The sequence below is a fragment of the Bradyrhizobium campsiandrae genome (genome assembly GCF_014529705.1).
In the GTDB taxonomy this organism is placed as follows: domain Bacteria; phylum Pseudomonadota; class Alphaproteobacteria; order Rhizobiales; family Xanthobacteraceae; genus Bradyrhizobium; species Bradyrhizobium campsiandrae.
In genome coordinates, this window is the sequence record NZ_JAANIH010000020.1 from 81483 (window position 1) to 108471 (window position 26989).

Below are 26989 nucleotides of genomic sequence, written 5' to 3' on the forward strand. Positions count from 1 at the left end.
CATGCGGCTGGTATCGATATGCCGTCCAAATCGCTTTCCAGAGGAGGCGTGTATGGTTCAGATGTATTTCCACTGCTCGAACACCGAAGGCACGCTGATCGATCACTACGGCACCGCCGTCGCCAATCTGACCGAGGCGCGCGACCGCGCCGCCCAGATCATGCGCTCGATGATCCTGACCCCGGGTGCAGAAGACTGGCGCGATTGGGTGATCCATATCAGCGACGATGACGGCGAGGAGATTCTCGATCTTCCCTTCACCGCCATGCTCGGCAAGCCGCATTGAGGTGATGCCATGCTGTTCGCTTCCCTGAGCCTGCTCCGCCAGCCCCTCAGCTTCGTCGCCACCAAATGGCAGAAGCTGGTGCAGATTACTGGCAATCCCTACCGCCCGGAACTCCACTACATGCGCGGCCCTGGCCCAAAATGGCACGCCAAATATCAGGCCAGCCGGCTGAACCGCGGGCTTTGAGGTCTGCGCCTTCTCCGTTTCCCAGCGAATGTCCCTCCTCACCATCATGGCCGGGCCTGCCCGGCCATGATGCGTTTGGGAGATGGCCCGCCGTTCATCTCCCCGTGAACCTCGCCTTGCGCTTCTCGACGAAGGCATTGCGGCCTTCAAGCGCATCGGCGCTGGTGCGGATGGTGGCCTGGAGCTCGATCTCGCGGCGGAACTGCGCCTCGTAGCTCGCGTGCTCGCTCTCCTCGAGCAGCGCGCGGGTCGCGACCAGGGCGCGCGTCGGCCCCTCCGCCAGACGGCGCGCCAGAGTCAGCGCCTCCTGCATCAACCGTTCATCGTCGACAACTTGCCGCACAAGGCCGATCTCCTTCGCCCGCTCAGCGGTCAGCGGCTCGTTGAGCAGCATCAGCTCGAGCGCACGCTGCCGACCGATCAGCCGCGGCAGCAGCCAGGTCGACCCGAGGTCGGGCACCAGCGCGATGCGGCTGAAGACCTGAATGAAATTTGCCGAACGCGCCGCAACGATCATGTCGCCGGCCATCGCGAGGCTGAAGCCGCCGCCGGCCGCGACACCGTTGACGGCGACGACGACGGGCACGCGGCATTCGCGCAAGGCCTTGAAGGCCGGCCAGTAGAAGCGCATGACGCCCGCCGCGAGGTCCTCGCCCAGCGATCCCGCCGCCTTCAAATTCTGCCCTGAGCAAAAACCGCGCCCCGCGCCGGTGAGAATGAGAGCGCGAACCTCCTCATCGCCCGTGATCTTGGCGATTGCGGTTGCGAGCGCACCGAGCAGGTCCGGCGTCATCGCGTTGAGGCTTGCCGGTTCGTCGAGCGTCAAAATCCCGACGGCGCCATCCCGCGCCTGTTTCACACCTGCCATGTCACTGCTCCCTGCGGATGTTTTCATTGACGTCAATGTGCCATTGTCGCCACGCTTCGCCAACCGGAAGACGACATCATGCCTCACCAGTTCAGCCTCAACCAGACCATACGCAAACCCGCCGTCACATCCAGGGGCGGCATCGTGGCTTCGCAATCGCGGCGGGCGGCCGAGGTGGGAGCGCAGGTGCTGGCGGCGGGCGGCGATTGCGTCGATGCGATCGTGGCGACCACGTTCGCGCTGAACGTGCTCGAGCCCTGGAACAGCGGCATCGGCGGCGGCGGCGCGATGGTGCTCTACCGCGCCAAGGACAATCGCCATGAGGTGATCGACTACGGCATGTGCGCGCCGCAGAGCCTGCGCGCATCCGACTATCCGCTCAGCGGTGAAGGGGCGGCCTCCGACCTGTTTCCCTGGTCGCGGGTGAAGGACGACCGCAACATCCATGGCCCCGGTGCGATCGCCGTGCCCGGTGTCGTCGCCGGCATGGAGGAGGCCCATCGCCGCTACGCCAGGATGCCGTGGAAGGATCTGGTCGCGCCGTCGGTTGCACTCGCCGGCGAAGGCCTGCTGGTGGATTGGTGGACCGCGCTGACGATCACGGCCTCGGCGGCCGACCTCCGGCGCTATCCTGGAAGCGCGGCGGCATTCCTGAAGGATGGCCTGCCACCGAGCCCGCCATGGGGCATCAAGTCGGAGACGCGGCTGCCGCAGGACAGGCTCAAGGCGACGTTGTCGCACCTCGCCGACGCTGGTCCACGCGACTTCTACCAGGGCGACCTCGCCAGGAGCATCGCATCCGACATCAGGGCCGACGGCGGCTCGCTGTCGGTTGAAGACCTCGCCGCGTTTCGCGCGCATCTGCGTGAGCCGCTGGCGATCCCCTATCGCGACGGCAAGGTCTATGCGACGCCGGAGCTCACGGCCGGGCCGACCATGGCGCATGCGCTGCGCCTGTTGCAGCAGGGCTTGACGCCGGCAGCCTCGCCGAATGCGGCCGCTTACGTCGCCTATGCGCTGGCCTTGCAGGCGGCCTTCCGCGAGCGGCTCAAGGACATGGGCGATGCCGACGGCAAGCGCTCGCTCGGCGCCGAACATCTCGCACCGGCCTGCACGACGCATTTCTCCGTGGTCGATCGCGACGGCAACATCGCGGCGGTGACGCAGACGTTGCTCTCGTCCTTCGGCTCGAAATACGTAACGCCCCACAGCGGCATCGCCATGAACAACGGCATCATGTGGTTCGATCCGACGCCCGGCACCACCAACTCTCTCGCGCCGGGCAAGCGCTGCCTCTGCAATTACACGCCAGTGATCGCGGAGACCAAGGGCGGCAAGCGCCTCGCGGTCGGCGCCTCCGGCGGCCGCCGCATCCTGCCATCGGTGCTGCAGCTCGTCTCCTTTGCGATGGATTTTGGCATGGACCTCGATGCGGCAATCCACCAGCCACGCATCGATGCCAGCGAAGGCGAGACCATCATCGGCGATAGCAGGCTGCCGGAGGAGACACGCAAAGTGCTGGCCGCGCGCTTCGACTATGAGGAGAGCCGGGTGCAGTCCTTGCCACAAAAGTTTGCCTGTCCGAGCGTGGTGATGCGCGATGGCGACGTCAATTCCGGCGGGGTCGAGATCTTCCAGCCCTGGGCCGACGCCGTAGTGGAGGGCGCAGGCTAGATCCCGAGCCGGTCCCGCACGCGGCCTGCGATCACGGCCGTTGTCACACCGACCGGCCAGAACGCGTGCATCGGGATCGGCTTGATGCTCGATATCGGCATGTCGATTTCGGCCTTGGCGCCGCCGATCAGCCGGCGCGCGAGCTGGGCGCCCATCGCGGTGGAGAGCGCAACGCCGCGGCCGTTGCAGCCGAGCGAGATCAGGATGTCCTCCGCGGGTTCGTGCACGTGCGGGTAATGATCCCCGGTGATCGCAAGCCGGCTGTTCCAGCCATGGGTCCAGGCGACGCCCTTCAACTGCGGCCACAGACGCTCGGCGTAGCGCATGAGATAGGCCACATCGTTGGGCGAGTTGATCCAGCGCATCGGGCCACGGCCACCCATCAACAGGCGGTTCTGTTGGTCGATGCGGTAATACACCGTGATGTGACCGCTCTCATAGAGCACTGGTCGCGTCGGCATGATCGATCGCGCGAGGTCGTCGGAGAGCGGCGCGGTCGCCGCGATCGAGGAAAACACCGGCACGATGGTGCGGCGGAGCGCCGGCCAGAGATCGTCGGTAAAGCCGTTGGTCGCGAGCAGGACCTTGTCGGCATGCACCACCGCGCGCGGCGTCTCGATGCGCCAGCGGCTGCCGTCGCGGCGAAGCGACAGCGCCGGCGTCTCGCCGTATACCTTCGCGCCTGCCGAGATCGCGGCACGCGCGAGACCGCGGGCGTAGCTGAGCGGATGCAGATCGCCGCCGCGCGTATCGAGCATCGCCCCGATGTAGCGGTCGGTCCCGGTCATCTCGCGAAGCTGCTCGCGATTTAGGTAGGTCACGGGCATGCCGCGGCGGATGCATTGCTGCGCCGTCTTCTCGATCAATGCGGCGCTCGCCTCATGATAGGCCGCGCGCAACGTGCCGTTCTGCCGCGCCTCGCACGGAATCTGGTAGCGGCGGATCAGCTCGTGCGTGAAGTTCGGCGTGCCGTAAGAGAACGCGATCATGCGGCGGCCGAGATCGGCGCCGAAATCGGCCTCGATCTGGTCAGGATCGTGCTTCAAGCCAGGATTGGTGTGGCCGCCATTGTTGCCTGAAGCCCCCCAGCCCGGCTCCTGTGCCTCCAGCACCAGGGCCTCGACGCCCTGCTCCGCCAAATGCAACGCCGTGGAAAGGCCGGTGTAGCCGCCGCCAACGATCGCGACGGAAACGCTTCTGTCCGTATCGAGCGGCGGCGTCGCAACCGGCGCGACGGCGGTGTCGGCATAGAGCGACGGCGGTAGAGGCAGGCGGGTCATGTCAGAATCCGGTCAGAGCGGATGCAGCACGCGGCGCAGGAAGTCCTGCGTGCGCGGGTGCTGGGGTTGGTTGAGTAGCGCTTTCGCCGGCCCTTGCTCGACGATGACGCCGCCGTCGATGAACAGCACGCGATCGGCGACGTCGCGCGCAAAGCCCATCTCGTGGGTGACGACGACCATGGTCATGCCGTCGTCAGCAAGCTTGCGCATCACGCCGAGCACGTCGCCGACCAATTCTGGGTCGAGCGCCGAGGTCGGTTCGTCGAACAGGATCGCCTTGGGCTGCATCGCGAGCGCACGCGCGATGGCGACGCGCTGCTGCTGGCCGCCGGACAGTTGCGGCGGATGCGCATCCGCCTTCTCGGCCAAGCCGACTTGGGCGAGCAGCGTGCGACCGCGATCGAGCACCTCTGCGCGCGGCTCCTTCTTCACGAACAGCGGCCCCTCGACGACGTTCTCCAGCACCGTGCGATGCGGGAACAGATTGAAGCGCTGGAACACCATCGAGACCTGGGTGCGGACCTTCACGATCGACGGCGCATCGCGGTCGACCTTCAGGCCCTCGACGCTGATGTCGCCGCGATCGTAGCTTTCCAGCGCGTTGATGCAGCGCAGGATGGTGGACTTGCCCGAACCCGACGGGCCGATGATGCAGACCACCTCGCCCTTCTGCACGGAGGCCGTGATGCCCTTGAGCACCTCGTTGTGGCCAAAGCTCTTGTGAACGTCGTTGAGCTCGATCATTTCTTGCCGGCCCGCTTTTCGAAGTGACGGACCAGCAGGATCAGCGGGATGCTCATGGTGAGATACATCAACGCAACCAGCGTGAACACGTTGGTGTTCTTGAAGGTCGAGGACGCGATCAGCTTGCCTTGCAGGGCGAGCTCGGCGACCGTGATGGTCGAGGCCTGCGACGAATCCTTCAGCATCATGATCATGACGTTGCCGTAAGGCGGCAGCACGATGCGCACGGCCTGCGGCAACACCACGCGGCGCATGGTGAGCCACCAGCCCATGCCGATCGACTGCGCCGCCTCGATCTGGCCCTTGTCGATCGCCTCGATGCCGGCGCGGAAGTTTTCCGCCTGATAGGCCGAATAGGCGATGCCCAGCCCGAGAATCGCGGCCTGCAGCGCCGACAGCGTGACGCCGAGGTCAGGCATCACGAAGTAGAGATAGAACAGCAGCACGATGATCGGAATGCCGCGGATCACGTTGATCAGGCTGGCGCTGAGCATCGACAGCGCTCTTATGCCGGAGACCCGCATCATCGCCCAGATCAGGCCGAGCACCGTCGAAAGCAGCAGCGAGCCGATGGTGACGACGATCGTCAGCACAACGCCGTTCAGCAGGATCGGGAAGAACTCGGCGGCGTCGTGCCAGAAGCCTTTCATCGGGCAGCCTTCGATCGATCAGGTTGCCAATCAACCCTGTGCCTTCTGACCCCATTTCTGGAGGATCTTGTCGACGGTGCCGTTGGCCTTCAGCTTCGCGAGCGATGCGTTGATCTTGCCGAGCAGCGCGGTCTCGCCCTTGCGCACGCCGATGCCGACCGAGCCGACGGTGACGGGCTTGTAGCCGTCGACCAGGCGCACCTCGGGGAAGCCGCCCTGCTTCAGATTGTAGGCGAGGATCGGATAGTCGGCGTAGCCGGCCTTGAGGCGGCCGGTGTTCACGTCGCGCAGGATGTCGGGGATGGTGTCGTAGGCCTTGACGTCGGCGAACAGGCCGGACTTCTTCAGCGCGTCGACGAAGGCGGTGCCGACCTGGGCGCCGACGGTCTCGCCCTTCAGATCTTCCTGCGTCGCATAAGCCTTGGTGTCGCTCTTCGGCACCACGAGGCCTTCGCCGTAGCTGTAGATCGGATCGGAGAAATCGACGACCTCCTTGCGCGGCGCGGTGATGAACATCGCCGCCGCAATGATGTCGATCTTGCTCGAGGTGAGCGAGGGGATCAGCGCCGAGAACGCCATCGGCTCGATCTGTACGTTGAGGCCGGCATCCTTGCCGATCTCGGTAACGAGATCGACCATGATACCCTGGATGGTGTTGGTCTTGGTGTCGAGGAAGGTGAAGGGAATGCCCGTCGGCGTCGAGCCGACCTTCAGCACCTGCTGCGCAGATGCCGGCACCACGGCGCAAAGTGCAAGCGCCGCGACCGCGGCCAGACCAAAACGCTTCATCGCATCCCCCTTTGGGTCCGACCGAAGGCGGCTCTCGCACGTCGCGATCGCAGACGTTGCGGGCCGAGCCGTTTCGGCCTATTTTCACCACTATGAAAATTTGGCCACACTTTTGTGGACGATGCAAGTGGTTTTCATGCACATGAAGGAAGCGGTTTGACGTGAGCGGTGGCAAAAGAATGCGCAAACCGGCGACGGCGAAGACGGCCAGGAAGGCCGGGAGCGCCAAAAGCGGCAAGAGCGCCAAGAGCGGAGCCGGCTGGAAGACGACCACGAAGCCAGCCGAGCCGGCCATGGACGTCGCGGTCGGCAGCCGCATCCGCGATCTGCGGCGGGTCCGGCAATTTTCGCTCGAAACGGTCGCCGCGCGCACCGACCTGTCGATCGGTTTCCTCAGCCAGATCGAGCGCGGTCTTTCATCGCCATCCTTGCGCGTGCTGGCGACACTCGCCGACGTGCTCGGCGTCGGGATCGCCGCCTTGTTCGGCGCAAGCCCGAGCGCCGACGGCGCTTCGGATCAAATCGTCACGCGCGGGCTGCAACGGCCCGAGCTGAAACTCTGGCGCACCGGCGTCTCCAAGCAATTGCTGAGCCCGGCCAGCGCCGACAACAAGCTCAATCTATTCCTCGTGCACCTGGAGCCCGGCGGCTCCACCGGCGACGAGCTCTACACCCATGATGGCGAGGAAGCCGGCCTCGTGCTCGAAGGCGAGATGATGCTGACGGTGGACAGCCAGACCTGGTCGCTGAAGACAGGCGACAGTTTTCGCTTTGCCAGCCGAAGGCCGCACCGGTTCTCCAATCCGGCGCAGGATGCGAAGAGCATGGTACTGTGGGTGAATTGCGTGACGGGGGCGCGGTAGCCGGCCATCACGACGGCCGATAGACGTTCGGCCGAAGCACCTCCATGAAGCGCGAGGGGCTTCCGATCGGCTCGAACCCAAACTGGCTGTACAGGCCATGGGCATCGGACGTCAGCAGCAGGAAACGCCTGAGCCCCTGCAAATCCGGGTGTTCGACGACAAGACGCATCAACGCCTTGGACAGACCCTTGCCGCGATGCGCTTCGAGGATGAATACGTCCGCCAGCAAAGCAAAGGTCGATCTGTCGGTCACGACGCGGGCAAAACCGACTTCCGCGGCGCCAAGATACACACCAAAGCAAAGAGAGTTTTCGATCGCACGGTCCACGGTGGATCGTGGGATCCCCCGCGACCAATAGCTGTCCTCCGCCAGGAATTTGTGGATGACCGACACGTCGAGGCGATGCGGATCGGTTGAGATTTCGTAGTCGGGAAAAAGCCGCTCCGTTTGCATGCATCTGGTTCCTTCTTGCATCCGCGCGACGCTATCCTGACCGTCATCCTGAGGTGCGAGTGGCGCGATGCAAAGCATCGCGCCGGGAGCCTCGAAGGATGCACGGCCCCGATAGAGCCGGGCCGTCGCCCTTCGAGGGCCGCTGAAGAAGCGGCCACCTCAGGGTGACGGTGATGGAGTTTGGGGCGCGGAGAATCCGCTCACCCGAACCGGTGCTGATACCGCTCCACCGTCAACGCACTGACATCCACGTCCGGCTTCTTGCCCGACAGCATGTCTGCGAGCACGCGTCCCGAGCCGCAGGACATGGTCCAGCCGAGCGTGCCGTGGCCGGTGTTGAGGTGGAGGTTGGAATATTGCGTCGGGCCGATCACCGGCGGGCCGTCCGGCGTCATCGGACGCAGGCCGCTCCAGAACGTCGCCTTGGAGAGATCGCCGCCGCGCGGGAACAGGTCAGTCAGGGAATGGTCGAGCGTGGCGCGGCGCGCATCGTACAGCCTGGTCGAAAAGCCGGAGATCTCGGCGGTGCCGCCGACGCGGATGCGATCGCCGAGGCGGGTGATGGCGACCTTGTAGCTCTCGTCCATCACGGTCGATTCCGGCGCACCGGAAGCGTCCTTGACCGGCACAGTGATCGAATAGCCCTTCACCGGATAGACCGGCAGCGAGATCCCGAGGGGCGCGACCATCCGTGACGAATGGCTGCCGAGCGCAAGCACGTAACTGTCCGCCTGCAACAGGCCCGCGCTGGTCGCGACACCGCTGACGCGCGCTCCGTCGGTCACGATGCGGTCGATGCTCGTGTTGAACAGGAAGCGCACGCCGAGCGCCTGGGCATGCTTGGCCAGCGCCTGCGTGAACATGTGGCAGTCGCCGGTCTCGTCCTGTGGCAGGCGGAGACCACCGACGAACTTTTCCTTCACGGCCGCAAGCGCCGGCTCGACCGCGATGCAGCCTTCGCGGCTCAGCGTCTCAAAGGGCACACCGTACTGCTTGAGCACGGCGACGTCTTCGCCGGTACCGTCGAGCTGTGCCTGGTAGCGGAACAGCTGCAGCGTACCTTGCGAACGCTCGTCATATTGAATGCCGATGTCGCGGCGCAGATCGCGCAAGGCATCGCGGCTATATTCCGCGATCGGGATCATCCGGCTCTTGTTGACCGCGTAGCGCGCGCTGGTGCAGTTGCGCAGCATCTTGAGCAGCCAGACCCACATGACGGGATCGAGCTTGGGCCGGATCACCAGCGGGCCATGCTTCATCAGCAGCCACTTGATGGCCTTGACCGGCACACCGGGGCCGGCCCAGGGCGAGGAATAGCCGGGCGATACTTCGCCGGCATTGGCGAAGGAGGTCTCCAGTGCCGGCTCGGGCTGACGGTCGACGACCGTCACGTCGTGGCCGGCACGGGCGAGGTAGTAGGCAGAGGTGACACCGATGACACCGCTGCCGAGGATCAGAACTTTCACGCTTGGTCAAACTCCCGCGGCATCACGCTCGCCGCTGCAAGGAAACAACTCGCAACGGCGAGAGCAATTATCAGGCCACCTTCTTGATGGCGTCGCCGAGGATCGAAACCATCTGGTCGATGTGGCTCTTCTCGACGATGAGAGGAGGCGACATCGCAAAGCTGTCGCCGCTCATGCGCAGGTAGAGGCCGGTGTTGAAACAGTCGACCATGACGTCGTACCCGCGCGCGCCGACGGCGCCGTCGCGCGGCGCAAGCTCGACAGCACCCATCAGGCCGCAATTTCTGATATCGACGACGTTCGGCAAGCCCTTGAGCTGATGCAGCGCATCGCGCCAGTATTCGGCCATCGTGGCACCGCGCGTCAGCAGGCCTTCGTCCTTGTAGATGTCGAGCGTCGCGATGCCGGCCGCGCAAGCGGTCGGATGCGCCGAATAGGTGTAGCCGTGGAACAGCTCCATCATGTTCTCGGGGCCGACCATCATACCGTCATGCACCTTTCGGCTGGCGAACACCGCACCGCAAGGAATGGTGCCGTTGGTGATGCCCTTCGCCGTCGTCATCAGGTCCGGCGTGACGCCGAAGAAATCGGCGGCGAACGGTGTGCCGAGGCGGCCGAAGCCGGTGATGACCTCGTCGAAAATCAGCAGGATGCCGTGCTTGTCGCAGATCTGGCGCAGGCGCTGCAGGTAACCCTTCGGCGGCGGCAGCACCGCGGTCGAGCCCGGCACCGGCTCGACGATGACGGCGGCGATGGTCTCGGCACCGTGCAAGGCCACCAGGCGCTCGAGATCGTCGGCAAGCTCGGCGCCATGCTCGGGCTGGTCCTTGGCGAAGGCATTACGGGAGAGATCATGGGTGTGGCGGATGTGATCGACGCCCGGCAGCAGGGTCGTGAAGGCGCGACGGTTGGCGACCATGCCGCCCACCGAAGTGCCGCCGAAGCCGACGCCGTGATAGCCGCGCTCGCGGCCGATCAGGCGGGTGCGGCTCGCCTGGCCGGTGGCGCGGTGATAGGCGAGCGCGATCTTCAAGGCGGTGTCGACCGATTCAGAGCCGGAGTTGGTGAAGAAGACGCGGTCGAGGCCCTTCGGCGCGATCTCGGCAAGACGCTCGGCGAAGTCGAACGCCAGCGGATGACCCATCTGGAAGGACGGCGCGAAGTCCAGCGTCATCAGTTGCCGCTCGACCGCAGCGGCGATCTGCTTGCGGCCGTGGCCGGCGTTGACGCACCAGAGGCCGGCGGAGCCGTCGATCACCTTGCGGCCGTCGACGGTGGTGTAGTGCATGCCCTCGGCCGAGGAGAACAGCCGGGGCGCCTTCTTGAACTGACGATTGGCCGTGAACGGCATCCAGAACGAGTCGGTCTTGATAGTGTTCGGAATCTGATGAAGGGTCACGGGCCACGCTCCTTTGCTGACCGCATAGCAGAGCCACGGCTTCGATAGCGCAACAAGTCCTTTTCTGATAAGCTACAAGCCATTGATTTCATTGGGCCTACCGGTCCATATTTGCGCGATCCGCAACACCTGCAACACGGGATTTGGGCATGAGCGTCGACATCGGTGGACGGCTGCGATTCATCCGGGCGCGCCAGAAGCTGTCGCAGCGCGAATTGGCCAAGCGCGCAGGCGTCACCAATTCGACGATCTCGCTAATCGAATCCAACCAGATGAACCCGTCGGTCGGCGCGCTCAAGCGCATCCTCGACGGCATCCCGATGGGGCTCGCCGAGTTCTTCGCGCTGGAGCCGGAGTCGAGGCGCAAGATCTTCTACCGCGCCGAAGAGCTGACCGAGGTCGGCAAGAAGCCGATCTCGTACCGGCAGGTCGGCGACAATCTGTTCGGCCGCAGCCTGCAGATTCTGAAGGAACGCTACGAGCCCGGCAGCGACACCGGGCGCGTGCACCTCGTCCACGACGGCGAGGAAGGCGGCATCGTGATCGCAGGCAAGCTCGAGGTCACCGTCGAAGACGAACGCCGCATCCTCAATCCCGGCGACGCCTATTATTTCGAAAGCCGTCGTCCCCATCGCTTCCGCTGCGTCGGCGGCAAGCCGTGCGAGGTGATCTCGGCCTGCACGCCGCCGACGTTCTGAAGGGCGATCGCGACCTCCGCAATCATACGGAACACCGGCATCTTACGGAGCTTGAGCCAGCTCAATTTCTGCGGGCCGGACCGCTATATATTGCGAGATGTAGCCGAGCAGCCTCGCGCAAAGGTGCTGAGGTTATGGCCCCGGACTCCTAGGCACTCCGGGGCCGCTTCGTAACGGAGCGCACGATGAAGACCACCCTCGCCAATGCAGAAGCTGCGCTCGACGAAGTTCAGCGCGATACCAGAAAGCTCCATTCACGCGAGCTGCGGGCGGCCATCGAGAAATACATCGAAGAGCAGAGAGAGCAGATCAAGGCGCTCCGCCGGATGATGAACTGATCCGACCACCAGGGCGGACGCGACGTCGCGCGGCCTCCTGAACCGGAAGGACGCAAGTGGCGACCAAGGAGCAGAACCTGATCTGCTTCGACCAAGAGCCTCCCATGTCCAGGCCTGTCCGTCTCGCGCTACTTGCAGCCGCGTTGCTCGGTCCCACCACCGCCCACGCGATGGATGATGACATGCGCGCCAGCAGCCGAGCGCCGATGGCAATGACGCTCTGTGCGCAAAATTCCGACGGCAGCAAGATCGAAGGCACAAGCAAGTTCTGCAGGGCGAACGGTTACGACAAGCTGGTCGCGTCGGTCGACGCATCCTTTGCGGCCGCAGCCGCCAAGACCGCGGCCAATGTCCGGCCCCTCCTCAAGCGCGATCAGGCCTGGTTCAACGAGATGATCCGGGAGGCCGCCTACACCGCCGAGGAAGCCGACGAGGATGAACTCCGCCAGAACCTCGCCGACGCACTGCGCCGGCGCGCGGCTGTGCTTAACGACCTCGCACGCGGTTTCGGCCGCCCTGGCCTGACCGGCGCCTGGGCCAACGCGCTCGGCGGCGTCACCCTCACTGCCACCGCCCCTGGCACCTATCGCCTCGATGCCGAGTTGAATTCCGACTATGGCAGCGACAAGCATTGGCACTGCAAGCTCAACGCCCTCGTGAAGCCCGGCCCTGACGGATGGCTCGCCGGCGTCACGACACCGGCGCAACCAACCGACACAGCGGCGAAACCTGCCGATTCCGTCTCCATCAAACTACGGCGCCAGGGCGACACCTTGCGTGTCGTTCTGCTTGCAACCGAAGAGCAATGGTTTTCATCCAACGATCCGGACTGCGATCGCCTCGGCCAGGTGACCGGAACCTATTTTGCCAGCGCGAAGCAGGATGGGACCGACAAGACCGACACCAGCTTCGTGACACCGACCTTCGATTGCACGCACCCGGAGACGGCGACCGACGAAGAGATTTGCGCCGATCCGGATCTGGCCGGGAATGACCAGCGCCTGAACCGCGCATGGAAAGCATTGCTGCCGCGCCTGGACGAGGCAACGCGGCGCGCGTTGACGGACGACCAGCGTCACTGGGTGAGCAGCCAGACCCTGCAATATCCCGAGTTCCTGCATCCGGCGTGGGAGAAGCGGACCTCCGCGATGCATTACACAGTGTCCGGGCGCGATCATCTCAACAGCCTGCAGCGCGAACGCATCGCACTGCTCGAAGGTTTCGACGACAAGCGCGCCGGCCTTGACGGCACCTGGCTGGCCTACAATGCCATCATCAGGATCACCGTGGACAAGGACGGCGCCGTCGACGCCCAGGGCTGGAAATGGTCACAGGCCGACTGGAAGGGCGGCTGCGACTACGATATCAGTGGCAACATCAAGAGCGGCGCATTCCGTTCAAGCGAGCAGCGCAAGAATCCGGACACGCTGGAGCGCGATCACGCCATGCTCATCGTCAACCGGCTCGACGATACCTTTGCCGGGAAACGCGAGGGCAACAGCGGCAATGACGGCGACGAGCCGAAATGCAAGCGCAACATCACGATCTCCTCGACCGCGCGGCTGTTTCCGGCAAAGCCGTCGGAGGACATCGACAATCCGTCGGGCGGGATACGCTAGATAAGGCATGCGAACGGGCGGGAGTGCGGACGAGCCGCCGGTCGAATTCGTCCTGCCCGACCGGGAGCGTGCTGCGCAGCCGGGAAGCTCCTCGCAGCACGCGCCAATCAGTTTGCCATAGCCTCAGCGCTGCGCCAGCAGCTCCTCGATGCGGATCGGGAAACGGCGCACCCGCACGCCGGTCGCATGCCAGACGGCGTTGGCGACTGCGCCGGCGCTGCCGGTGATGCCGATCTCGCCAACGCCCTTGATGCCGAGCGCATTCACATGCGGATCGTGCTCCTCGACCGTGATGACATCGAGCGGCGGCACGTCGGCATTCACAGGGATGTGGTACTCGCCTAGATTGGCGTTCATGATCCGGCCGCTGCGCCGGTCGGTGATCGCTTCCTCGTGCAGCGCGAACGACATGCCCCAGATCATGCCGCCGAACAGCTGGCTCTTCACCAGATGCGGGTTGACGATGCGCCCCGCTGCGAAGGCGCCGACCATGCGGCTGACGCGGATCTGGCCGAGCTCGGGATCGACCTTCACCTCCGCGAACACCGCGCCATGGGCGTGCATCGCGTACTCTTCCATCGCCGCCGGGTTCGGCGCGCCGGTGCCGCGCGCCTCGACCTCGGCAACGCCCGCACGCGCGAGAATCTCGGTGTAGCTCTCGCTCCGGCTCTCGTCGTCACGCCGGATCAACTTGCCATCGCGTGCGATCACGCCCGCATTGCCGGCGCCGAACAGCGGCGAGCGCTCGTCATTGGTGGCGAGATCGGCGAGTTTTGCGATCACGGCAGCACCCGCGCTGTGGATCGCTGCACCCGCGGTCGCCGTATGCGCCGATCCGCCGGCGATGCCGGCATCAGGCAGATCGGACGTGCCGGCCTTGAAGGTGACGCGGTCGATATCGAGGCCGACAGCATCGGCGGCGATCTGGGCCAGCGCCGTCCAGGCGCCCTGCCCCATGTCGTGCGCTCCGATCTCCATCGCGCCAGTGCCGTCACGGCGGATCGCCGCGCGGGCTTCGGCCTGGAACATCAGCGCGGGGAAGGTCGCGGTGCCGACGCCCCAACCGACCAACAGACCGTCATCGTCGCGCATCTGCCGCGGTTGCAGTGGGCGCTTTGCCCAGCCGAAACGCGCCGCGCCCTGATCGTAACAGGCACGCAACGCCTTCGAGGAAAACGGCTTGCCCGTGATCGGCTCGACCTCGGCATAGTTCTTCAGGCGGAAGGCGAGCGGATCCATGCCGCACGCCCAGGCCATCTCGTCGATCGCGCTCTCCAGCGCAATCGAGCCGGTCGCCTCGCCCGGCGCGCGCATGAACAGCGGCGTGCCGGTGTTGACCCGCACGGCGTCATGCGAGGTGCGGATCGCGGGCGCCACATAGAGCGTATGCGAGGCGTCGGCCGCAGGCTCGTAGAAGTCGTCGAACGTGCTCGACACGGTCCGCGCATGATGGTCGAGCGCGGTCAGGCGTCCCTCGGCGTCGGTACCGATGCGCAAACGCTGGCGCGTCGGCGCCCGGTGGCCGACCGGGCCATACATCTGCTCGCGGCGCAGCACGAGCTTCACAGGCTTGCCGACCAGCTTTGCGGCCATGATGCCGAGGACCGGTGGACCAGCCATGAGCCCCTTCGAGCCAAAACCGCCGCCGAGGAACGGGCTGCGGATATGGATTTTGTCTGGCGCTATCCCGAACAGCTCGGCGACGCGCGCCAGCGACAGCATCAGGCCCTGGGTCGGCATGTCGATCTGCAACCGGTCGCCGTCCCATGCCGCCACGATGGCGTGCGGCTCCATGGCGTTGTGATATTGCGGCGGCGTCTCGTAGGTCACCTCGATCTTCTTGTCAGCCGAGGCAAGGCCGGCCTCGACATCACCGTGGGTATTTTCGGCGGGATTGCCGACACCAACGACCGGCGGCACAAAGCTTTCGCCGGCATCGAGGCCGACAAGGGCGGGCAACACTTCGTAACGTGGGGCCAGCAGCAATGCGCCTTCCGTCGCCGCCTCTAGTGTCTCGGCGATCACGACGGCGATCGGCTGATTGGCGTAGCGGACCTCGTTGCTCTGCAGCACCTCCATTCGAAATACGAACGGATTGGTCTTGATTTCGGGGTCGATCGCGAGTTGCGGCTTGTGATCCGGCGTCATGACGTCGACGACGCCGGGATGACGCTTGGCGGCAGCAACATCGAGCGATGTCACGCGGCCGTGGGCAATGCTAGAGACCGCCATCACCGCGAACAGCATGCCAGGCGGATGATTGTCGGCGGCGTAAGTCGCCTGGCCCTTGACCTTGAGCACGCCGTCGCGGCGGGTGAGCGGCTGGCCGATACTCGAGCCGTGACGAAGATGGGCGGGAGCGCTGGTGAGATTGAGTTCAGGCATGCATGGCTCCTGACGTCGAAGCAAAGGGAGAGGCCGGCAGCGCGGGGATACGCGCAGGCGTCCCGGCAGCGGCAAGGGTCAGCGCGCGCACGACGATGCGGCGCGCCAGCTCGATCTTGTAGGAATTGTCGCCGGACGGCTTTGCGTCGGCGAGCGCGCACGATGCGGCTTCCTGGAAGGCATCCGCCGTTGGTGCGGAGCCGCTCAGCACCTCCTCCGCGGCCCGGGCACGCCAGGGCTTTGCGGCGACGCCGCCAAGCGCAAGCCGCGCCTCTGCGATCTTGCCGTTCTCGACCCGCAGCGCCGCCGCGGCCGAGACAATGGCGAAGGCATAGGACGTGCGCTCGCGGACCTTGAGATAGCGCGCATGCGGGGCAAAGCCACGCGCGGCGGGCGGCAGGCGCACCGCGACGATGAGATCGCCGGGTTCGAGCGCGGATTCGCGCTCGGGCGTATTGCCTGGCAGGCGATGCAATTCGTCGAGCGCGATCTCGCGGCGGCCATTCTTGCCTTCGATCTCCACGATGGCATCGAGCGCGACAAGCGGCACACAGAAGTCGGACGGGTGCGTCGCGATGCAGCTCTCACTCCAACCGAGCACGGCATGCGTGCGGTTCTCGCCGTCGCGGGCGTCGCAACCAGAGCCGGGCTCGCGCTTGTTGCAACGGCTGGCCGTGTCATAGAAATATGCGCAGCGCGTCCGCTGCAACAGATTGCCGCCCACGGTCGCGGCATTACGCAATTGCGCGGAGGCGCCGGAGAGCAGCGCTTCCGCGACGGCTGGATAGGCCTTCGCGAACTCCGCATCATGCGCGAGATCGGCATTGCTCACGAGCGCACCGATCCGCAACGACCCATCCGCAAGGCGCTCGATTCCGTCGAGCCCATCGAGATGCGTGACGTCAACCAGCAGATCCGGACGGCTGATATTGCCCTTCATCAGGTCGAGCAGATTGGTGCCGGCGGCAAGATAGACAGCGCCCGGCTGGGCGGCGGCGGCGACGGCCTCCGCGACTGTGGCGGGCCTGACATAATCGAACTGTTTCATGCGGAGCGCCTCTGGTTGGATCCGTCAACACCGGCCTGGGCCTCGAGCACGGCATCGACGATGCCGGCATAGGCGCCGCAGCGGCAGAGATTGCCGCTCATGCATTCGCGGATGCGTTCGGGATCGTTGCCGGCCTTGGCTTCCTGCATCATGCCGATCGCGCTCATGATCTGGCCGGGCGTGCAGAAGCCGCACTGGAAGCCGTCATGGGCGATGAAGGCGGCCTGCACGGGGTGCAACTGATCGCCGCGCGCGATGCCCTCGATGGTGAGGATGTCGGCGCCGTCATGGCTGACGGCGAGCGCGAGGCAGGAATTGATGCGCTTGCCGTCGACCAGAATGGTGCAGGCGCCGCATTGACCGCGGTCGCATCCCTTCTTGGTTCCGGTGAGATGGAGGCGCTCACGCAAGAGATCGAGCAGCGTGACGCGGGGATCGTCGAGGACGAAATCGCGCCGTGCACCGTTCACGGTGAGGCTGATGGAGTGGTTCATACAAGGCTCCGATCAGATTTGGACATGGCTCATCGTTCGGCGCGCCACCGCCGTGGCCGCCGTCGATATCGCACCGGTCCGGACATGATCCGGGCCAGCACCCGCGAAGATACGGAGGCACCCTCCGCTTAACAAGGGGCGCCGAAAAAATATCTGGAATTCGTCAAAACCCCGTGCACCGACAACGCGATGAGGCCAGCGAAGGGTTCAATCTAACCAATTCGTGATCTACATTGCAGGGATGGACGACCACACCGACCAGACCAGAAAACCCCGCGCCGATGCCGTGCGCAATCGCGAGCGCGTGCTCGAAGCGGCCAAGGTCGTGTTCAATGCGGGCGGCCCGGAGACAAGCCTGGAGGCCGTGGCCAAGCGCGCCGGCGTCGGCATCGGCACGCTCTACAGGCATTTTCCGACACGGGAAGATCTGTTCGAGGCGGTGTACCGGCGCGAGGTCGAGCAGCTCAGCGAACTCGCCGAGCAGTTGAAGAGCGCCAAGGATCCGGTCGACGCGCTCAGGCGCTGGCTGCACTCGAGTGTCGAATTCGTTGCCACCAAGAAGGGCATGGTGGCAGCCCTGGCACTCGCGGTGCAAAGCGGGTCCGAGTTGCAGGCCTTCTCGTTCGAGCGCCTGACCAAGGCGATCGGCTCGCTGCTCGATCGCGCAGTCGCGGCCGGCGCGATGCGCGCCGATATCAGTCCTGAAGACCTGCTGCGCGCGTTCTTCGGCATGTGCTACATGCACGACCAGCCCGGCTGGCAATCCTCGGTGCTGCGGATGCTCGACGTGTTCGTCGACGGACTACGGGTGCAGCCGGCCGGCAAGACGAAGGCGCGCGCCATCCGGCCGGCAAAATCGGCCGTGAAACGGAAGCGATAACGCGCCGTATTTCCCCCGCCGTGCTACGATCAGCATCGCCGGCATATCAACGCGGAACCCGACATGCGCATCGCAGCCTTGGTCCTCGCCCTCGTTCTTGCCTTTGGCCCCCTTGCCGTGCGCGCTGACGACGTCACGGCAGCGCAGGGCGTGATCCGTGCCCAGGAGCAGGCTTTCATCCGCGACGATGCGGCCGCGGCCTATTCCTATGCCGCGCCAGCGATCCGGCAGATCTTCCCCGCGCCCGAAATCTTCATGTCGATGGTGCAAAACGGCTATGCGCCGGTCTATCGCCACAAGAGTTTTGAGTTCGGCGATAGCAAGACCGAGGGCGGCTCGGTTGCCCAGCGCGTTCACATCATCGATGCGAATGGCGAAGCCTGGGAAGCACTCTACACGCTCGAGCAGCAGGCTGACGGCAGCTACAAGATCACCGGCTGCTCACTGCTGAAGGCGGGACAAGCGGTTTAGGCCGCTAGGGTCGGTCCGGTTCTGACTAAATTCATTCGCGAACGGATCAGCAGCATCAGCACGATGCCGACATTGAGAGCATTCCACCCTACCCCGTTCGCAAATGCCGCAGCATAGGACCCGGTGGCGTCGAAGATGATGCCGGACACCCAACCGCCAAAGGACATGCCGAACACGGAGGCAAAGATCACGATGCCGACCCGCGTTGCGGCCTCTCCGGCCGGCATCGCCTCGCGCACGATGATGGCGTAGCTGGGTACGATGCCGCCCTGGAACAGACCGAACATCGCGGAGATCAGATACAGCGAAGAGAGGCTGTCGAAGAACAGATAGAACACCAGGGCGAACCCCTGCGCCACCGACCCGATCAGCAACGTGCGGATGCCGCCGATCTTGTCGGCGAGGTAACCCGAGCCGATGCGGCTGACGATGCCGCAGGCCATCATCAGCGACAGCATCTCGGCGCCCCGCGCCACGCCGTAGCCGAGATCGCCGCAATAGGCGACGATATGCACCTGCGGCATCGCCATTGCGACGCAGCAGGAAATGCTGGCGATCGAGAGCAGCACCGTCAGCGTGTTGGTCGAGAGTTTCAGATCGACGCGCGGCGGCGGCGCGTTGGCGTGATTGCGGACCTTGTCATCGCCCATCTGCGCACGCAGGACCAGCACCAGCACGGTCATCAGGCTCACGCAGATGAGGGCGATGCCGATATGGGTGGTGCGCCAGCCTATCCTCTCCATGCCCGCGCTGACGAGCGGCGGCCATATCGTGCCGCCGACGTAATTACCGCTCGCCACGATGGTCACGGCCAATCCACGATAGCGCTCGAACCAGTGCGAGGCCTCCGCCATCAGCGGCGCGAACGTCGCTGACGTGCCGAGCCCGATCAGGAAATAGGCCACCACGAACTGCCAGAGATGGCTCGACAGCCCGGCGAGCACATTGGCCACACCGAGAAAGACGATACTGATCGCCATCGCCTGCACGATGCCGAAGCGATCGGTGATCTTGCCGGCGATCACGCCGCCGAGCCCGAAGCCGAACATCATCAAGGTGAAGGCCAGCGACACCGCGCCGCGCGTGGTGGCGAATTCGGTCTGTACGACAGGAATCACCACGACCACCGCCCACATGCCAACGGCGCCGATCGAGCCGATCACCAGTGCAAGCAAAAGCCGCACCCAAGCTTGACGCGAGTCAGGGGCGAATGAACCTGGTCTTTGTTCTGGATGATTTGGCGCGTGCACGGGCCGGACCATGGCCTGCGGATCGCGACACGGTCAAGCAACGTGGCGATATGTTGGGCATGCGCGGTGCGCTGCGGTAAGAAGGAGCTTGGCGAACGCGCGTTTTGCCATTAATTTGCAATCAGCGTGTGCGACCTTGCCGCGCGGGAAGCATATCGGCGGAATGTTGTTGCGGCTGACACGATCGATGCGGATCAGGGTGGGACGGATCATCGCCCTCGCCTATCTGTTCTGCGTGCTCGCGCCGGCCGCCGCGCTTGCCTGGGGCAATGGCCCGGCACCGTGCCTCGACGACACGCTCCTCGCCGATCTCATGCCTGCGCATCACCAGATGGCCGCGAGCCATCAGCACGGCATCGCCCCGCACGAGCATGCGGGAATCCATACCGATCACCAGGCTGCCGCGAAAGAGGCTCCCGCTGAGCATCACCATGACGGCAAGGGAACGGTGGGCCCGTGCTGCGCAATGATGTGCGTGAGTGCGCTGCCAGCCGATCTGCCCAGCGTCACCACGCCGGTCCGGCCGATCTCGACCTGCACGCCCGAGATCGTGGCCAGCCTGCACGGCACGGCGCCGACCCAGCATTACCGTCCCCCCATCACCTGATCTGACAGAATGACGTCGGTCCGAGCGCGCGTCTGCGCGCGCGAACCTGTGGTCTCCAGATCAGGGATGAATCATGCTTGCGCTTTTCGGGGCGAAGTCTGCCGCCGCATCTGCGGTGGGTGGACGACATATTGGGTTCCATTGGATGCTGCCGGCCTTTGCCGCGCTGGCGCTGTCCGGCTGCATGCCGGCAACAACGCAGATCGCCGCTGCCGACCCTGCCGATCCGGCGGCGAAGGCGGCTCGCGTCGGCTATCGCTCGACCATCGCGCCCTACACCAGCCTGCGGCCCGCGACACCGGCACCATGGCGGGACCGCAACGACGCCGTCACGCCGCAACCGAAGCAAGACCGGTAGGACCGCGCCATGGCACATTGTTTTTCGCGAGGCCTGCTCATGCTCGCCGCGTTCGGGCTTTCATCAATAAGTCTTGCCGGCTGCATGGCATTCTCGCCGGACGGCGGCATGACGACGGTCTCGGATCTCGCCAGCCAGACCATCAACAAGGACGTCGCCTTCGTCCGATCGGCCGAAGGTGCCGAGGCCGTCAACGTCACCATTCGCCGGTTGCTGGCGCGCACGCTGACCATCGAGACCGCCGTGCAGGTCGCATTGCTCAACAACAAGGGACTGCAAGCGGCCTATAACGAGCTGGCGCTGTCCGAAACCGAGCTGGTCGAGCAGAGCCTGCCGCCCAATCCCGTGTTCTCGATCTCGAGGATCTCGGGCGATGGCGCCAACGAGATCGAGCGTCAGGTGGTTGGCGACATCCTGGCGCTGGCCACCCTGCCGTTCCGCTCCGAGATCGCCCGCGACCGCTTCCGCCAGGCCCAATTGCGCGCGGCGCTGGCAACATTGCGCCTTGCCTCCGATGTGCGCCGCGCCTATGTCCGCGCGGTCACCTGCAACGAGCTGGTGGTGCTGCTGACGGACGCGAAGGCGACGGCCGAATCCACCGCGCAGCTTGCGGTCAAGCTCGGCGAGACCGGCTCGATCAACAAGCTCGACCAGGCCCGCGAGCAGGTGTTCTACGCCGAGACCACCGCCGACCTCGCAACCGCGCGGCAGGCCGCGACGAGCACGCGCGAAAGACTCGCGCGGCTGATGGGGCTGTGGGACGACGGGCTCGACTTCCGCCTGCCCAATGCGCTGCCGCCCTTGCCGCGCCGGCCCCAGACCCTGCCCTCGATCGAGGCCGACGCCGTCGCCCATCGCATCGACCTGCAGATCGCACGGCTGGAGCTGGCGGCACTGGCCAAGGCGCTCAACCTCACGGAAGCGACGCGCTTCGTGACGCTGCTCGATCTCGCCGGCATCTCCCGTCGTACCCAGGATCCGGAGGGCGCACCGTTCCGCGAGCGCGGCTTCGACGTGCAGTTCCAGATCCCGATCTTCGACGGCGGCGAGGTCCGCATGCGGCAGGCGGCGGAGACCTACAATCTCGCCTTCAACCGCCTGACCGAGCGCGCCGTCAATGTCCGCTCGGAGGCGCGCGACGCTTATCGTGTCTATCGCTCCAGCTACGACATCGCCAGCCACTACCAGCGCGAGATCGTTCCCTTACGAAAGATCATCACCGAAGAGATGCAGCTGCGTTTCTCCAGCATGCAGATCGACATCTTTGCGCTGTTGACCGAGGCGCGACAGCGCCTGGGATCGCTGCGCGGTGCCATCGATGCCAGGCAGAGATTCTTCCTCGCCCAGTCCGACCTGCAGACGGCCGTCAATGGCGGCGGCGCGCCTGCCTCCGGCGGCGACAATGCAACCACCATCGCCGCGGCGGCATCTGCCGACGGCGACCACTGAAATGGAGGCCAATATGTTTTCCCGCAGAGGATTTTTAGGGACCGCCGCCCTTGCCGGCGCATCGGCCATCAACGGCCGCGTCCAGGCCGCATCGATTCCGGAGGCGCCCACCATGGACAAGGTGGTGATGCAGCCGCCACTGCACCCCACCAGCGGGCCCGACTATCGTCCCGTGGTCACGCTGAACGGCTGGTCGCTGCCGTTCCGCATGAACGGCGGTTGGAAGGAATTCCATCTCGTCGCCGAACCCGTGGTACGCGAGTTCGCGGAAGGCATGAAGGTGAATTTATGGGGCTATAACGGCCAGTCGCCGGGGCCGACGATCGAAGCGGTGGAGGGCGACAAGGTCCGCATCTTCGTCACCAACAAGCTGCCCGAATACACCACGGTGCACTGGCACGGCATGATCGTGCCGAGCGGAATGGACGGCGTCGGCGGATTGACCCAGCCGCACATCGATCCCGGCAAGACCTTCGTCTACGAGTTCGAGATGAAGAAGAGCGGGACCTTCATGTACCACCCGCATTCCGACGAGATGGTGCAGATGGCGATGGGCATGATGGGCATGGTCGTCGTGCATCCGCGCGATCCGAATTTCCGGCCCGTCGACCGCGACTTCGTCTTCGTGATGAGCACCTATCGCGTCGATCCCGGCAGCTATCTGCCGCAGGTCAACGAGATGACGGACTTCAACATGTGGACCTGGAATTCGCGGGTGTTTCCGGGGATCGATCCGCTGCCGGTGCGGCTCGGCGACAAGGTGCGCGTACGCATCGGCAATCTCAGCATGACCAACCACCCGATCCATCTGCACGGCCACAGCTTCGCGGTGACCTGCACCGACGGCGGCTGGATCCCGGAAAGCGCGCAGATCCCGGAGACGACCACCGACGTGCCGGTCGGCGCGGTGCGCGTGTTCGACGTGCTCGCCGACAATCCCGGCGACTGGGCGTTCCACTGCCACAAGTCGCATCATACCATGAATGCGATGGGACACGAGGTGCGCACCCTTATCGGCGTGTCGCGCAAGGACCTCGCCAAGGCCGTTAGCAAGCTCGCGCCTGACGGCATGGCCATGGGGTCGACCGGCATGGCGATGGGCAACATGGAGATGCCCGCGCCCGACAACACCCTGCCGATGATGACCGGCACCGGCCAGTTCGGCGCGATCGAGATGGGCGGCATGTTCACGGTGATGAAGATCCGCGAGGACCTCTCCCGCGACGACTACCGCGATCCCGGTCCCTACCAATTTCCGCAAGGCACCGTCGCCTACGAGGTCGCGGCGCCGTCCGCAGAGCCGTCGCGGCAGGGGCCGGGCGGCGCGCCGATGAAGAACATGAAGATGTAAGCGTTTCGATGAACCACCAACTGGAGACGACAATGAAGACGACGACCAAACTCGCTTTCGCGCTGGCCACGCTTGCGGTCGCGCCTGCGCTCGCACACGAGGGGCACGACCATCACGGCTTCTCGGCCGGCGAGCCCGGCGATCCTAAGAAGCCCGCGCGTACGATCGAGATCGCGCTGAGCGAGATGTCCTATGAACCTTCGAACATCACGGTCAAACGCGGCGAGCAGATCCACTTCGTGCTGCACAACGTCGGCAAGGAGGACCACGAATTCCTGCTCGCCACACCTAAGGAAAATCTCGCTCACGCCGAACTGATGAAGAAGCACCCGCACATGGAGCACGACGATCCCAACGGGGTGCGGCTCGCGCCGAACAAATCGACCGAGATCGTCTGGAAGTTCAGCAAAGCCGGCACCTTCGAATTTTCCTGCCTGATCCCCGACCATCGCGACTACGGCATGGTCGGCCACGTCACCGTGAAATAAGCAGGTGGAGACAATCATGAACCCGATCATCCGCATCACCGCGGCGCTGGCTCTGACGCTGGGCCTCACCGCCGGCGCCCTGGCCCAGGCCGCTGCCATCGGCGGCGAGGTCAAGAAGATCGACGAAGGCGCAGGCAAGATCACGCTCAAGCACGGCCCGGCCAAGGGGCTCGGCATGGACGAGCCCATGACCATGGTCTACCGCGTCAAGGATCCCGCCATGCTCAAGCAGGTGAAGGTCGGCGACAAGGTGACGTTTGAAGCCGAGGAAGCGGCCTCGGGCTACACGGTGACGAAGCTGGAAAAGGCCAAGTAACCCCCTCCACCATCACCGTCGTTCCGGGCCGGTCGGCAGAGCCGAACCCGGAACGACGCCGAACGGCCCCGAAACACCCCGGTCCGGCCCCTTCCCGCGTCTTCCGTTAACCCTTTGCTAACCATACACCCGGCAAGAATTGCCGGGTGAAGTCGAGTGTCGTCAGCCGGGTAGAACGGGAGCTCCCGTGGACGCCAGTGCGGTGCCTCACTTTCGGAACGGCGGCCCATCGGCCGCCGCGCAGACGTTTGGGGCGCGCGGACGGCAGTCGCGCGGGGAGGCAGCTACCATGGTCGACGTCACCGCAGGACAGGGCGTAGGCGGCGGAAAGCCCGGCCTTCCCTCCGTCTCCGAGATCATCACCATCCTCAAGCGCGGCGACATCGCGCTCGCGCTCGGCATCCTCACCATCCTGGTGGTGCTGATCCTGCCGCTGCCCGCGATCGTGCTGGACCTGTTCCTGGCGATCTCGATCACGCTGTCGATCCTGATCCTGATGACGTCGCTGTTCATCCAGGCGCCGCTGGAATTCTCCGCCTTTCCGACCATCCTCCTGATCTCGACCATGCTGCGCCTCTCGCTCAACATGGCCTCGACCCGCCTGATCCTGTCGCATGGGCACGAGGGCACGGATGCAGCTGGTCACGTCATCGAAGCCTTCGGCAGCTTCGTGATGGGCGGCAATTTCGTCATCGGCATCATCGTCTTCGCCATCCTGATCATCGTCAATTTCGTCGTCATCACCAAGGGTTCGGGCCGCATCGCCGAAGTCGCCGCTCGCTTTCACCTCGACGCCATGCCCGGCAAGCAGATGGCGATCGACGCCGACCTCTCCGCCGGCCTGATCGACGAGAAGGTCGCCAAGGAGCGCCGCAAGGCCCTGGAGGACGAAAGCGGCTTCTTCGGCGCCATGGATGGTGCCTCGAAATTCGTCCGTGGCGATGCCATCGCCGGCCTCCTGATCGTCTTCATCAACGTCGTCGGCGGCATGATCATCGGCGTCGCGCAGCAGGGCCTCTCGTTCGCCGATGCCGGCCGCAGCTACACGCTGCTGACCGTCGGCGACGGCCTCGTCACCCAGGTGCCGGCCCTGATCGTCTCGACCGCGGCCGGCCTGCTCGTCTCCAAGGCCGGCGTCTCCGGCGCCGCCGACAAGGCGCTGATGAAGCAGTTCTCCGGCTATCCGCAGGCGCTGGCGATGTCCTCGGCCGTCATGCTGGTGCTGGCGGCCCTGCCGGGCATCCCGACCATCCCCTTCCTCGCGCTCGGCGCCGGCGCCGGCGCGCTGGCCTGGAGCGCCCGCAACCACAAGCGCACCACCGTCAAGGCCGAGGAGGCCGCCAAAGCCGCGCCTGCTCCGGGAACGCCCGGTGCGCCTGGCGCTGCGGCGGCGGACGAGCCGATCTCGGCGGCGCTGAAGATCGACGACCTCAAGATCGAGCTCGGCTATGCGCTGTTGCCGCTGGTCAACGGTCCCGATGGCACCGACCGCCTGACCGAACAGATCAAGGCGCTACGGCGCTCGCTCGCGATCGAGATGGGCTTTGTGATGCCGGCGGTGCGCATTCTCGACAACGTCCAGCTCGAGGCCAACACCTACATCATCAAGATCAAGGAGGTCGACGCCGGCACCGGCAAGATCTGGCCGAGCCAGTTCATGGTGATGGACCCCGGCGGCAGCCAGGTGCAGGTGCCGGGTATCCACACCACCGAGCCGACCTTCGGCCTGCCCGCGACCTGGGTCGATGCCAGCCTCAAGGAGGAGGCCTCGCTCAAGGGCTACACCGTCGTGGACGCCGCGACCGTGCTCTCGACCCACCTCACCGAGCTGCTCAAGGCCAACATGTCGGACCTGCTCTCCTATGGCGAGGTGCAGAAACTTCTCAAGGAGCTGCCGAAGGAGCAGAGCGAGCTGGTCAAGGACATCGTGCCCGGACAGGTCACGGTCTCCGGCATCCAGCGCGTGCTGCAGCTGCTGCTCGCCGAGCGCATCTCGATCCGGGACCTCTCGACCATCCTCGAAGGCATCGCCGATTCGCTCGCCTTCTCGCGCAACCCGGCGACCATGGTCGAGCATGTCCGCGCTCGCCTCGCGCGGCAGATCTGCGCCCAAAACACCTCCTATGCCGGCTATCTGCCGCTGATCGCGCTGTCGGCGAAATGGGAGCAAGCCTTTGCCGAATCCATCATCGGCCAGGGCGAGGAGCGAAGCCTTGCGATGCAGCCCTCGAAACTGTCGGAGTTCATGACCGCCGTGCGCGAGGCCTTCGAGCGCGCCGCCCGCGAAGGCGAGGCGCCGGTGCTGGTGACCTCTGCGGCAATTCGTCCCTTCGTCCGCTCCCTGGTCGAACGGTTCCGGGCCCAGACGACCGTGCTGTCGCAGGCCGAGATCCACCCAAGGGCGAGGTTGAAAACGGTCGGAAGCATCTGATTTGCCTTAAGAAGCCGTGTGTTTTTCGGCCACAGGCAAATGGTTTTTAGGTTCCTGGCGCCTTGTCGACCAAAGACGGATAAGGCACCGAAAAGACAAGCTATATTATTGAAATTATTTTGGAATCGAACGATCAAGACGTATTTT

General features: G+C 65.0%; 28 protein-coding genes. 16 read left to right on the forward strand and 12 right to left on the reverse strand.

The window, feature by feature from the left end:
• The first annotated feature begins 52 nt into the window (after positions 1-52).
• Both G8O24_RS16980 and G8O24_RS16985 read left to right on the forward strand, forming a co-directional pair.
• A complete protein-coding gene (locus tag G8O24_RS16980) occupies positions 53-286 on the forward strand; it encodes a DUF6894 family protein (protein WP_188101169.1) in 234 nt (77 codons plus the stop codon).
• A 9-nt stretch (positions 287-295) separates the two neighbouring features.
• Positions 296-472 (forward strand): hypothetical protein, encoded by a 177-nt coding sequence (locus tag G8O24_RS16985; protein ID WP_188101171.1) that lies wholly within the window; start codon positions 296-298, stop codon positions 470-472.
• Positions 473-566: 94 nt separating this feature from the next.
• Here the strand turns inward: G8O24_RS16985 and G8O24_RS16990 are convergent, their stop codons facing one another.
• A complete protein-coding gene (locus G8O24_RS16990; protein WP_188101173.1) occupies positions 567-1340 on the reverse strand; it encodes an enoyl-CoA hydratase-related protein in 774 nt (257 codons plus the stop codon).
• A gap of 78 nt (positions 1341-1418) precedes the next feature.
• Here G8O24_RS16990 and G8O24_RS16995 point away from each other — a divergent pair, with 78 nt between their 5' ends.
• Entirely contained in the window at positions 1419-3014 is a 1596-nt protein-coding gene (locus tag G8O24_RS16995; protein ID WP_188101175.1) for a gamma-glutamyltransferase family protein, read from the forward strand.
• Here G8O24_RS16995 and G8O24_RS17000 read toward each other — a convergent pair.
• Genes G8O24_RS17000 through G8O24_RS17015 form a run of 4 tightly spaced genes read right to left on the reverse strand, consistent with a single transcriptional unit; the run spans position 3011 to position 6477 of the window.
• On the reverse strand, positions 3011-4294 hold the full coding sequence (locus G8O24_RS17000) for an NAD(P)/FAD-dependent oxidoreductase (protein ID WP_188101177.1): 1284 nt from the start codon (positions 4292-4294) through the stop codon (positions 3011-3013). The genes G8O24_RS16995 and G8O24_RS17000 overlap by 4 nt on opposite strands.
• A 12-nt stretch (positions 4295-4306) precedes the next feature.
• The gene (locus G8O24_RS17005) at positions 4307-5038 is read right to left on the reverse strand and encodes an amino acid ABC transporter ATP-binding protein (RefSeq protein WP_188101179.1); all 732 of its coding nucleotides are present in this window, start codon (positions 5036-5038) and stop codon (positions 4307-4309) included.
• Positions 5035-5688 carry an amino acid ABC transporter permease gene (locus tag G8O24_RS17010; protein WP_188101181.1) on the reverse strand — a complete coding sequence of 218 codons (654 nt, stop codon included), beginning with the start codon at positions 5686-5688 and terminating at the stop codon, positions 5035-5037. Before G8O24_RS17010 ends, G8O24_RS17005 begins: the two co-directional genes overlap by 4 nt.
• Positions 5689-5718: 30 nt before the next feature.
• On the reverse strand, positions 5719-6477 hold the full coding sequence (locus G8O24_RS17015; protein ID WP_188101183.1) for an ABC transporter substrate-binding protein: 759 nt from the start codon (positions 6475-6477) through the stop codon (positions 5719-5721).
• Positions 6478-6656: 179 nt separating this feature from the next.
• On the opposite strand from G8O24_RS17015, the gene G8O24_RS17020 reads away from it, so the two are divergent.
• The gene (locus G8O24_RS17020) at positions 6657-7340 is read left to right on the forward strand and encodes a cupin domain-containing protein (protein WP_188101185.1); all 684 of its coding nucleotides are present in this window, start codon (positions 6657-6659) and stop codon (positions 7338-7340) included.
• 7 nt (positions 7341-7347) lie between these two features.
• On the opposite strand, the gene G8O24_RS17025 is transcribed toward G8O24_RS17020, so the two are convergent.
• The 3 genes from G8O24_RS17025 to aptA form a co-directional block, all read right to left on the reverse strand.
• Entirely contained in the window at positions 7348-7794 is a 447-nt protein-coding gene (locus tag G8O24_RS17025; protein WP_188101187.1) for a GNAT family N-acetyltransferase, read from the reverse strand.
• 200 nt (positions 7795-7994) lie between these two features.
• Entirely contained in the window at positions 7995-9260 is a 1266-nt protein-coding gene (locus G8O24_RS17030) for a D-amino acid dehydrogenase (protein WP_188101189.1), read from the reverse strand.
• Positions 9261-9330: 70 nt separating this feature from the next.
• Complete coding sequence (gene aptA, locus G8O24_RS17035) at positions 9331-10659, reverse strand: omega-aminotransferase AptA (RefSeq protein WP_188101191.1); 1329 nt, start codon at positions 10657-10659, stop codon at positions 9331-9333.
• A 149-nt stretch (positions 10660-10808) separates the two neighbouring features.
• Between aptA and G8O24_RS17040 the strand changes: the two genes are divergently transcribed.
• The 3 genes from G8O24_RS17040 to G8O24_RS17050 all read left to right on the forward strand — a co-directional run bounded on the left by G8O24_RS17040 (position 10809) and on the right by G8O24_RS17050 (position 13314).
• Positions 10809-11357, forward strand: a complete 549-nt coding sequence (locus G8O24_RS17040; protein ID WP_188101193.1) for a cupin domain-containing protein — start codon at positions 10809-10811, stop codon at positions 11355-11357.
• A 185-nt stretch (positions 11358-11542) separates the two neighbouring features.
• Positions 11543-11695, forward strand: a complete 153-nt coding sequence (locus tag G8O24_RS17045; RefSeq protein WP_164934218.1) for a hypothetical protein — start codon at positions 11543-11545, stop codon at positions 11693-11695.
• 104 nt (positions 11696-11799) lie between these two features.
• The gene (locus G8O24_RS17050) at positions 11800-13314 is read left to right on the forward strand and encodes a lysozyme inhibitor LprI family protein (protein WP_188101195.1); all 1515 of its coding nucleotides are present in this window, start codon (positions 11800-11802) and stop codon (positions 13312-13314) included.
• Positions 13315-13437: 123 nt separating this feature from the next.
• Here the strand turns inward: G8O24_RS17050 and G8O24_RS17055 are convergent, their stop codons facing one another.
• The 3 genes from G8O24_RS17055 to G8O24_RS17065 are packed head-to-tail and all read right to left on the reverse strand — an operon-like array spanning position 13438 to position 17241.
• A complete protein-coding gene (locus tag G8O24_RS17055) occupies positions 13438-15699 on the reverse strand; it encodes a xanthine dehydrogenase family protein molybdopterin-binding subunit (protein WP_188101197.1) in 2262 nt (753 codons plus the stop codon).
• A complete protein-coding gene (locus tag G8O24_RS17060) occupies positions 15692-16747 on the reverse strand; it encodes an FAD binding domain-containing protein (RefSeq protein ID WP_188101198.1) in 1056 nt (351 codons plus the stop codon). Before G8O24_RS17060 ends, G8O24_RS17055 begins: the two co-directional genes overlap by 8 nt.
• Positions 16744-17241: a (2Fe-2S)-binding protein gene (locus G8O24_RS17065; protein ID WP_188101201.1), complete on the reverse strand. Its 498-nt coding sequence runs from the start codon at positions 17239-17241 to the stop codon at positions 16744-16746. The genes G8O24_RS17060 and G8O24_RS17065 overlap by 4 nt, the downstream gene beginning before the upstream one ends.
• A gap of 241 nt (positions 17242-17482) precedes the next feature.
• On the opposite strand from G8O24_RS17065, the gene G8O24_RS17070 reads away from it, so the two are divergent.
• Both G8O24_RS17070 and G8O24_RS17075 read left to right on the forward strand, forming a co-directional pair.
• Positions 17483-18121 carry a TetR/AcrR family transcriptional regulator gene (locus G8O24_RS17070; RefSeq protein ID WP_188101265.1) on the forward strand — a complete coding sequence of 213 codons (639 nt, stop codon included), beginning with the start codon at positions 17483-17485 and terminating at the stop codon, positions 18119-18121.
• A gap of 63 nt (positions 18122-18184) precedes the next feature.
• A complete protein-coding gene (locus G8O24_RS17075; RefSeq protein ID WP_188101202.1) occupies positions 18185-18592 on the forward strand; it encodes a DUF4864 domain-containing protein in 408 nt (135 codons plus the stop codon).
• On the opposite strand, the gene G8O24_RS17080 is transcribed toward G8O24_RS17075, so the two are convergent.
• Positions 18589-19854: an MFS transporter gene (locus G8O24_RS17080; RefSeq protein WP_188101204.1), complete on the reverse strand. Its 1266-nt coding sequence runs from the start codon at positions 19852-19854 to the stop codon at positions 18589-18591. The genes G8O24_RS17075 and G8O24_RS17080 overlap by 4 nt on opposite strands.
• Before the next feature lie 175 nt (positions 19855-20029).
• On the opposite strand from G8O24_RS17080, the gene G8O24_RS17085 reads away from it, so the two are divergent.
• The 7 genes from G8O24_RS17085 to flhA all read left to right on the forward strand — a co-directional run bounded on the left by G8O24_RS17085 (position 20030) and on the right by flhA (position 26842).
• Positions 20030-20449, forward strand: a complete 420-nt coding sequence (locus G8O24_RS17085; RefSeq protein WP_244645880.1) for a hypothetical protein — start codon at positions 20030-20032, stop codon at positions 20447-20449.
• Between the two features lie 73 nt (positions 20450-20522).
• The gene (locus G8O24_RS17090; protein ID WP_188101208.1) at positions 20523-20807 is read left to right on the forward strand and encodes a hypothetical protein; all 285 of its coding nucleotides are present in this window, start codon (positions 20523-20525) and stop codon (positions 20805-20807) included.
• Between the two features lie 9 nt (positions 20808-20816).
• The gene (locus tag G8O24_RS17095; RefSeq protein WP_188101209.1) at positions 20817-22256 is read left to right on the forward strand and encodes a TolC family protein; all 1440 of its coding nucleotides are present in this window, start codon (positions 20817-20819) and stop codon (positions 22254-22256) included.
• Positions 22257-22269: 13 nt separating this feature from the next.
• Positions 22270-23607, forward strand: coding sequence for a copper oxidase (locus tag G8O24_RS17100; protein WP_188101211.1), 1338 nt, complete (start codon positions 22270-22272; stop codon positions 23605-23607).
• Between the two features lie 32 nt (positions 23608-23639).
• Positions 23640-24095, forward strand: a complete 456-nt coding sequence (locus G8O24_RS17105) for a cupredoxin domain-containing protein (RefSeq protein ID WP_188101213.1) — start codon at positions 23640-23642, stop codon at positions 24093-24095.
• Between the two features lie 16 nt (positions 24096-24111).
• Positions 24112-24411, forward strand: a complete 300-nt coding sequence (locus tag G8O24_RS17110) for a copper-binding protein (protein ID WP_188101215.1) — start codon at positions 24112-24114, stop codon at positions 24409-24411.
• 289 nt (positions 24412-24700) lie between these two features.
• Positions 24701-26842, forward strand: coding sequence for a flagellar biosynthesis protein FlhA (flhA, locus tag G8O24_RS17115; protein WP_188101217.1), 2142 nt, complete (start codon positions 24701-24703; stop codon positions 26840-26842).
• Positions 26843-26989 lie beyond the last annotated feature (147 nt).

What these genes read in the sequence shown, in the direction of transcription:
- G8O24_RS16980 (WP_188101169.1), top strand. Translation starts at nt 53, where the DNA reads ATGGTTCAGATGTATTTCCACTGCTCGAACACCGAAGGCACGCTGATC.
- G8O24_RS16985 (WP_188101171.1), top strand. Translation starts at nt 296, where the DNA reads ATGCTGTTCGCTTCCCTGAGCCTGCTCCGCCAGCCCCTCAGCTTCGTC.
- G8O24_RS16990 (WP_188101173.1), bottom strand. Translation starts at nt 1,340, where the DNA reads ATGGCAGGTGTGAAACAGGCGCGGGATGGCGCCGTCGGGATTTTGACG.
- G8O24_RS16995 (WP_188101175.1), top strand. Translation starts at nt 1,419, where the DNA reads ATGCCTCACCAGTTCAGCCTCAACCAGACCATACGCAAACCCGCCGTC.
- G8O24_RS17000 (WP_188101177.1), bottom strand. Translation starts at nt 4,294, where the DNA reads ATGACCCGCCTGCCTCTACCGCCGTCGCTCTATGCCGACACCGCCGTC.
- G8O24_RS17005 (WP_188101179.1), bottom strand. Translation starts at nt 5,038, where the DNA reads ATGATCGAGCTCAACGACGTTCACAAGAGCTTTGGCCACAACGAGGTG.
- G8O24_RS17010 (WP_188101181.1), bottom strand. Translation starts at nt 5,688, where the DNA reads ATGAAAGGCTTCTGGCACGACGCCGCCGAGTTCTTCCCGATCCTGCTG.
- G8O24_RS17015 (WP_188101183.1), bottom strand. Translation starts at nt 6,477, where the DNA reads ATGAAGCGTTTTGGTCTGGCCGCGGTCGCGGCGCTTGCACTTTGCGCC.
- G8O24_RS17020 (WP_188101185.1), top strand. Translation starts at nt 6,657, where the DNA reads ATGCGCAAACCGGCGACGGCGAAGACGGCCAGGAAGGCCGGGAGCGCC.
- G8O24_RS17025 (WP_188101187.1), bottom strand. Translation starts at nt 7,794, where the DNA reads ATGCAAACGGAGCGGCTTTTTCCCGACTACGAAATCTCAACCGATCCG.
- G8O24_RS17040 (WP_188101193.1), top strand. Translation starts at nt 10,809, where the DNA reads ATGAGCGTCGACATCGGTGGACGGCTGCGATTCATCCGGGCGCGCCAG.
- G8O24_RS17045 (WP_164934218.1), top strand. Translation starts at nt 11,543, where the DNA reads ATGAAGACCACCCTCGCCAATGCAGAAGCTGCGCTCGACGAAGTTCAG.
- G8O24_RS17050 (WP_188101195.1), top strand. Translation starts at nt 11,800, where the DNA reads ATGTCCAGGCCTGTCCGTCTCGCGCTACTTGCAGCCGCGTTGCTCGGT.
- G8O24_RS17055 (WP_188101197.1), bottom strand. Translation starts at nt 15,699, where the DNA reads ATGCCTGAACTCAATCTCACCAGCGCTCCCGCCCATCTTCGTCACGGC.
- G8O24_RS17060 (WP_188101198.1), bottom strand. Translation starts at nt 16,747, where the DNA reads ATGAAACAGTTCGATTATGTCAGGCCCGCCACAGTCGCGGAGGCCGTC.
- G8O24_RS17065 (WP_188101201.1), bottom strand. Translation starts at nt 17,241, where the DNA reads ATGAACCACTCCATCAGCCTCACCGTGAACGGTGCACGGCGCGATTTC.
- G8O24_RS17070 (WP_188101265.1), top strand. Translation starts at nt 17,483, where the DNA reads ATGGACGACCACACCGACCAGACCAGAAAACCCCGCGCCGATGCCGTG.
- G8O24_RS17075 (WP_188101202.1), top strand. Translation starts at nt 18,185, where the DNA reads ATGCGCATCGCAGCCTTGGTCCTCGCCCTCGTTCTTGCCTTTGGCCCC.
- G8O24_RS17080 (WP_188101204.1), bottom strand. Translation starts at nt 19,854, where the DNA reads ATGGTCCGGCCCGTGCACGCGCCAAATCATCCAGAACAAAGACCAGGT.
- G8O24_RS17085 (WP_244645880.1), top strand. Translation starts at nt 20,030, where the DNA reads ATGCGGATCAGGGTGGGACGGATCATCGCCCTCGCCTATCTGTTCTGC.
- G8O24_RS17090 (WP_188101208.1), top strand. Translation starts at nt 20,523, where the DNA reads ATGCTTGCGCTTTTCGGGGCGAAGTCTGCCGCCGCATCTGCGGTGGGT.
- G8O24_RS17095 (WP_188101209.1), top strand. Translation starts at nt 20,817, where the DNA reads ATGGCACATTGTTTTTCGCGAGGCCTGCTCATGCTCGCCGCGTTCGGG.
- G8O24_RS17100 (WP_188101211.1), top strand. Translation starts at nt 22,270, where the DNA reads ATGTTTTCCCGCAGAGGATTTTTAGGGACCGCCGCCCTTGCCGGCGCA.
- G8O24_RS17105 (WP_188101213.1), top strand. Translation starts at nt 23,640, where the DNA reads ATGAAGACGACGACCAAACTCGCTTTCGCGCTGGCCACGCTTGCGGTC.
- G8O24_RS17110 (WP_188101215.1), top strand. Translation starts at nt 24,112, where the DNA reads ATGAACCCGATCATCCGCATCACCGCGGCGCTGGCTCTGACGCTGGGC.
- flhA (WP_188101217.1), top strand. Translation starts at nt 24,701, where the DNA reads ATGGTCGACGTCACCGCAGGACAGGGCGTAGGCGGCGGAAAGCCCGGC.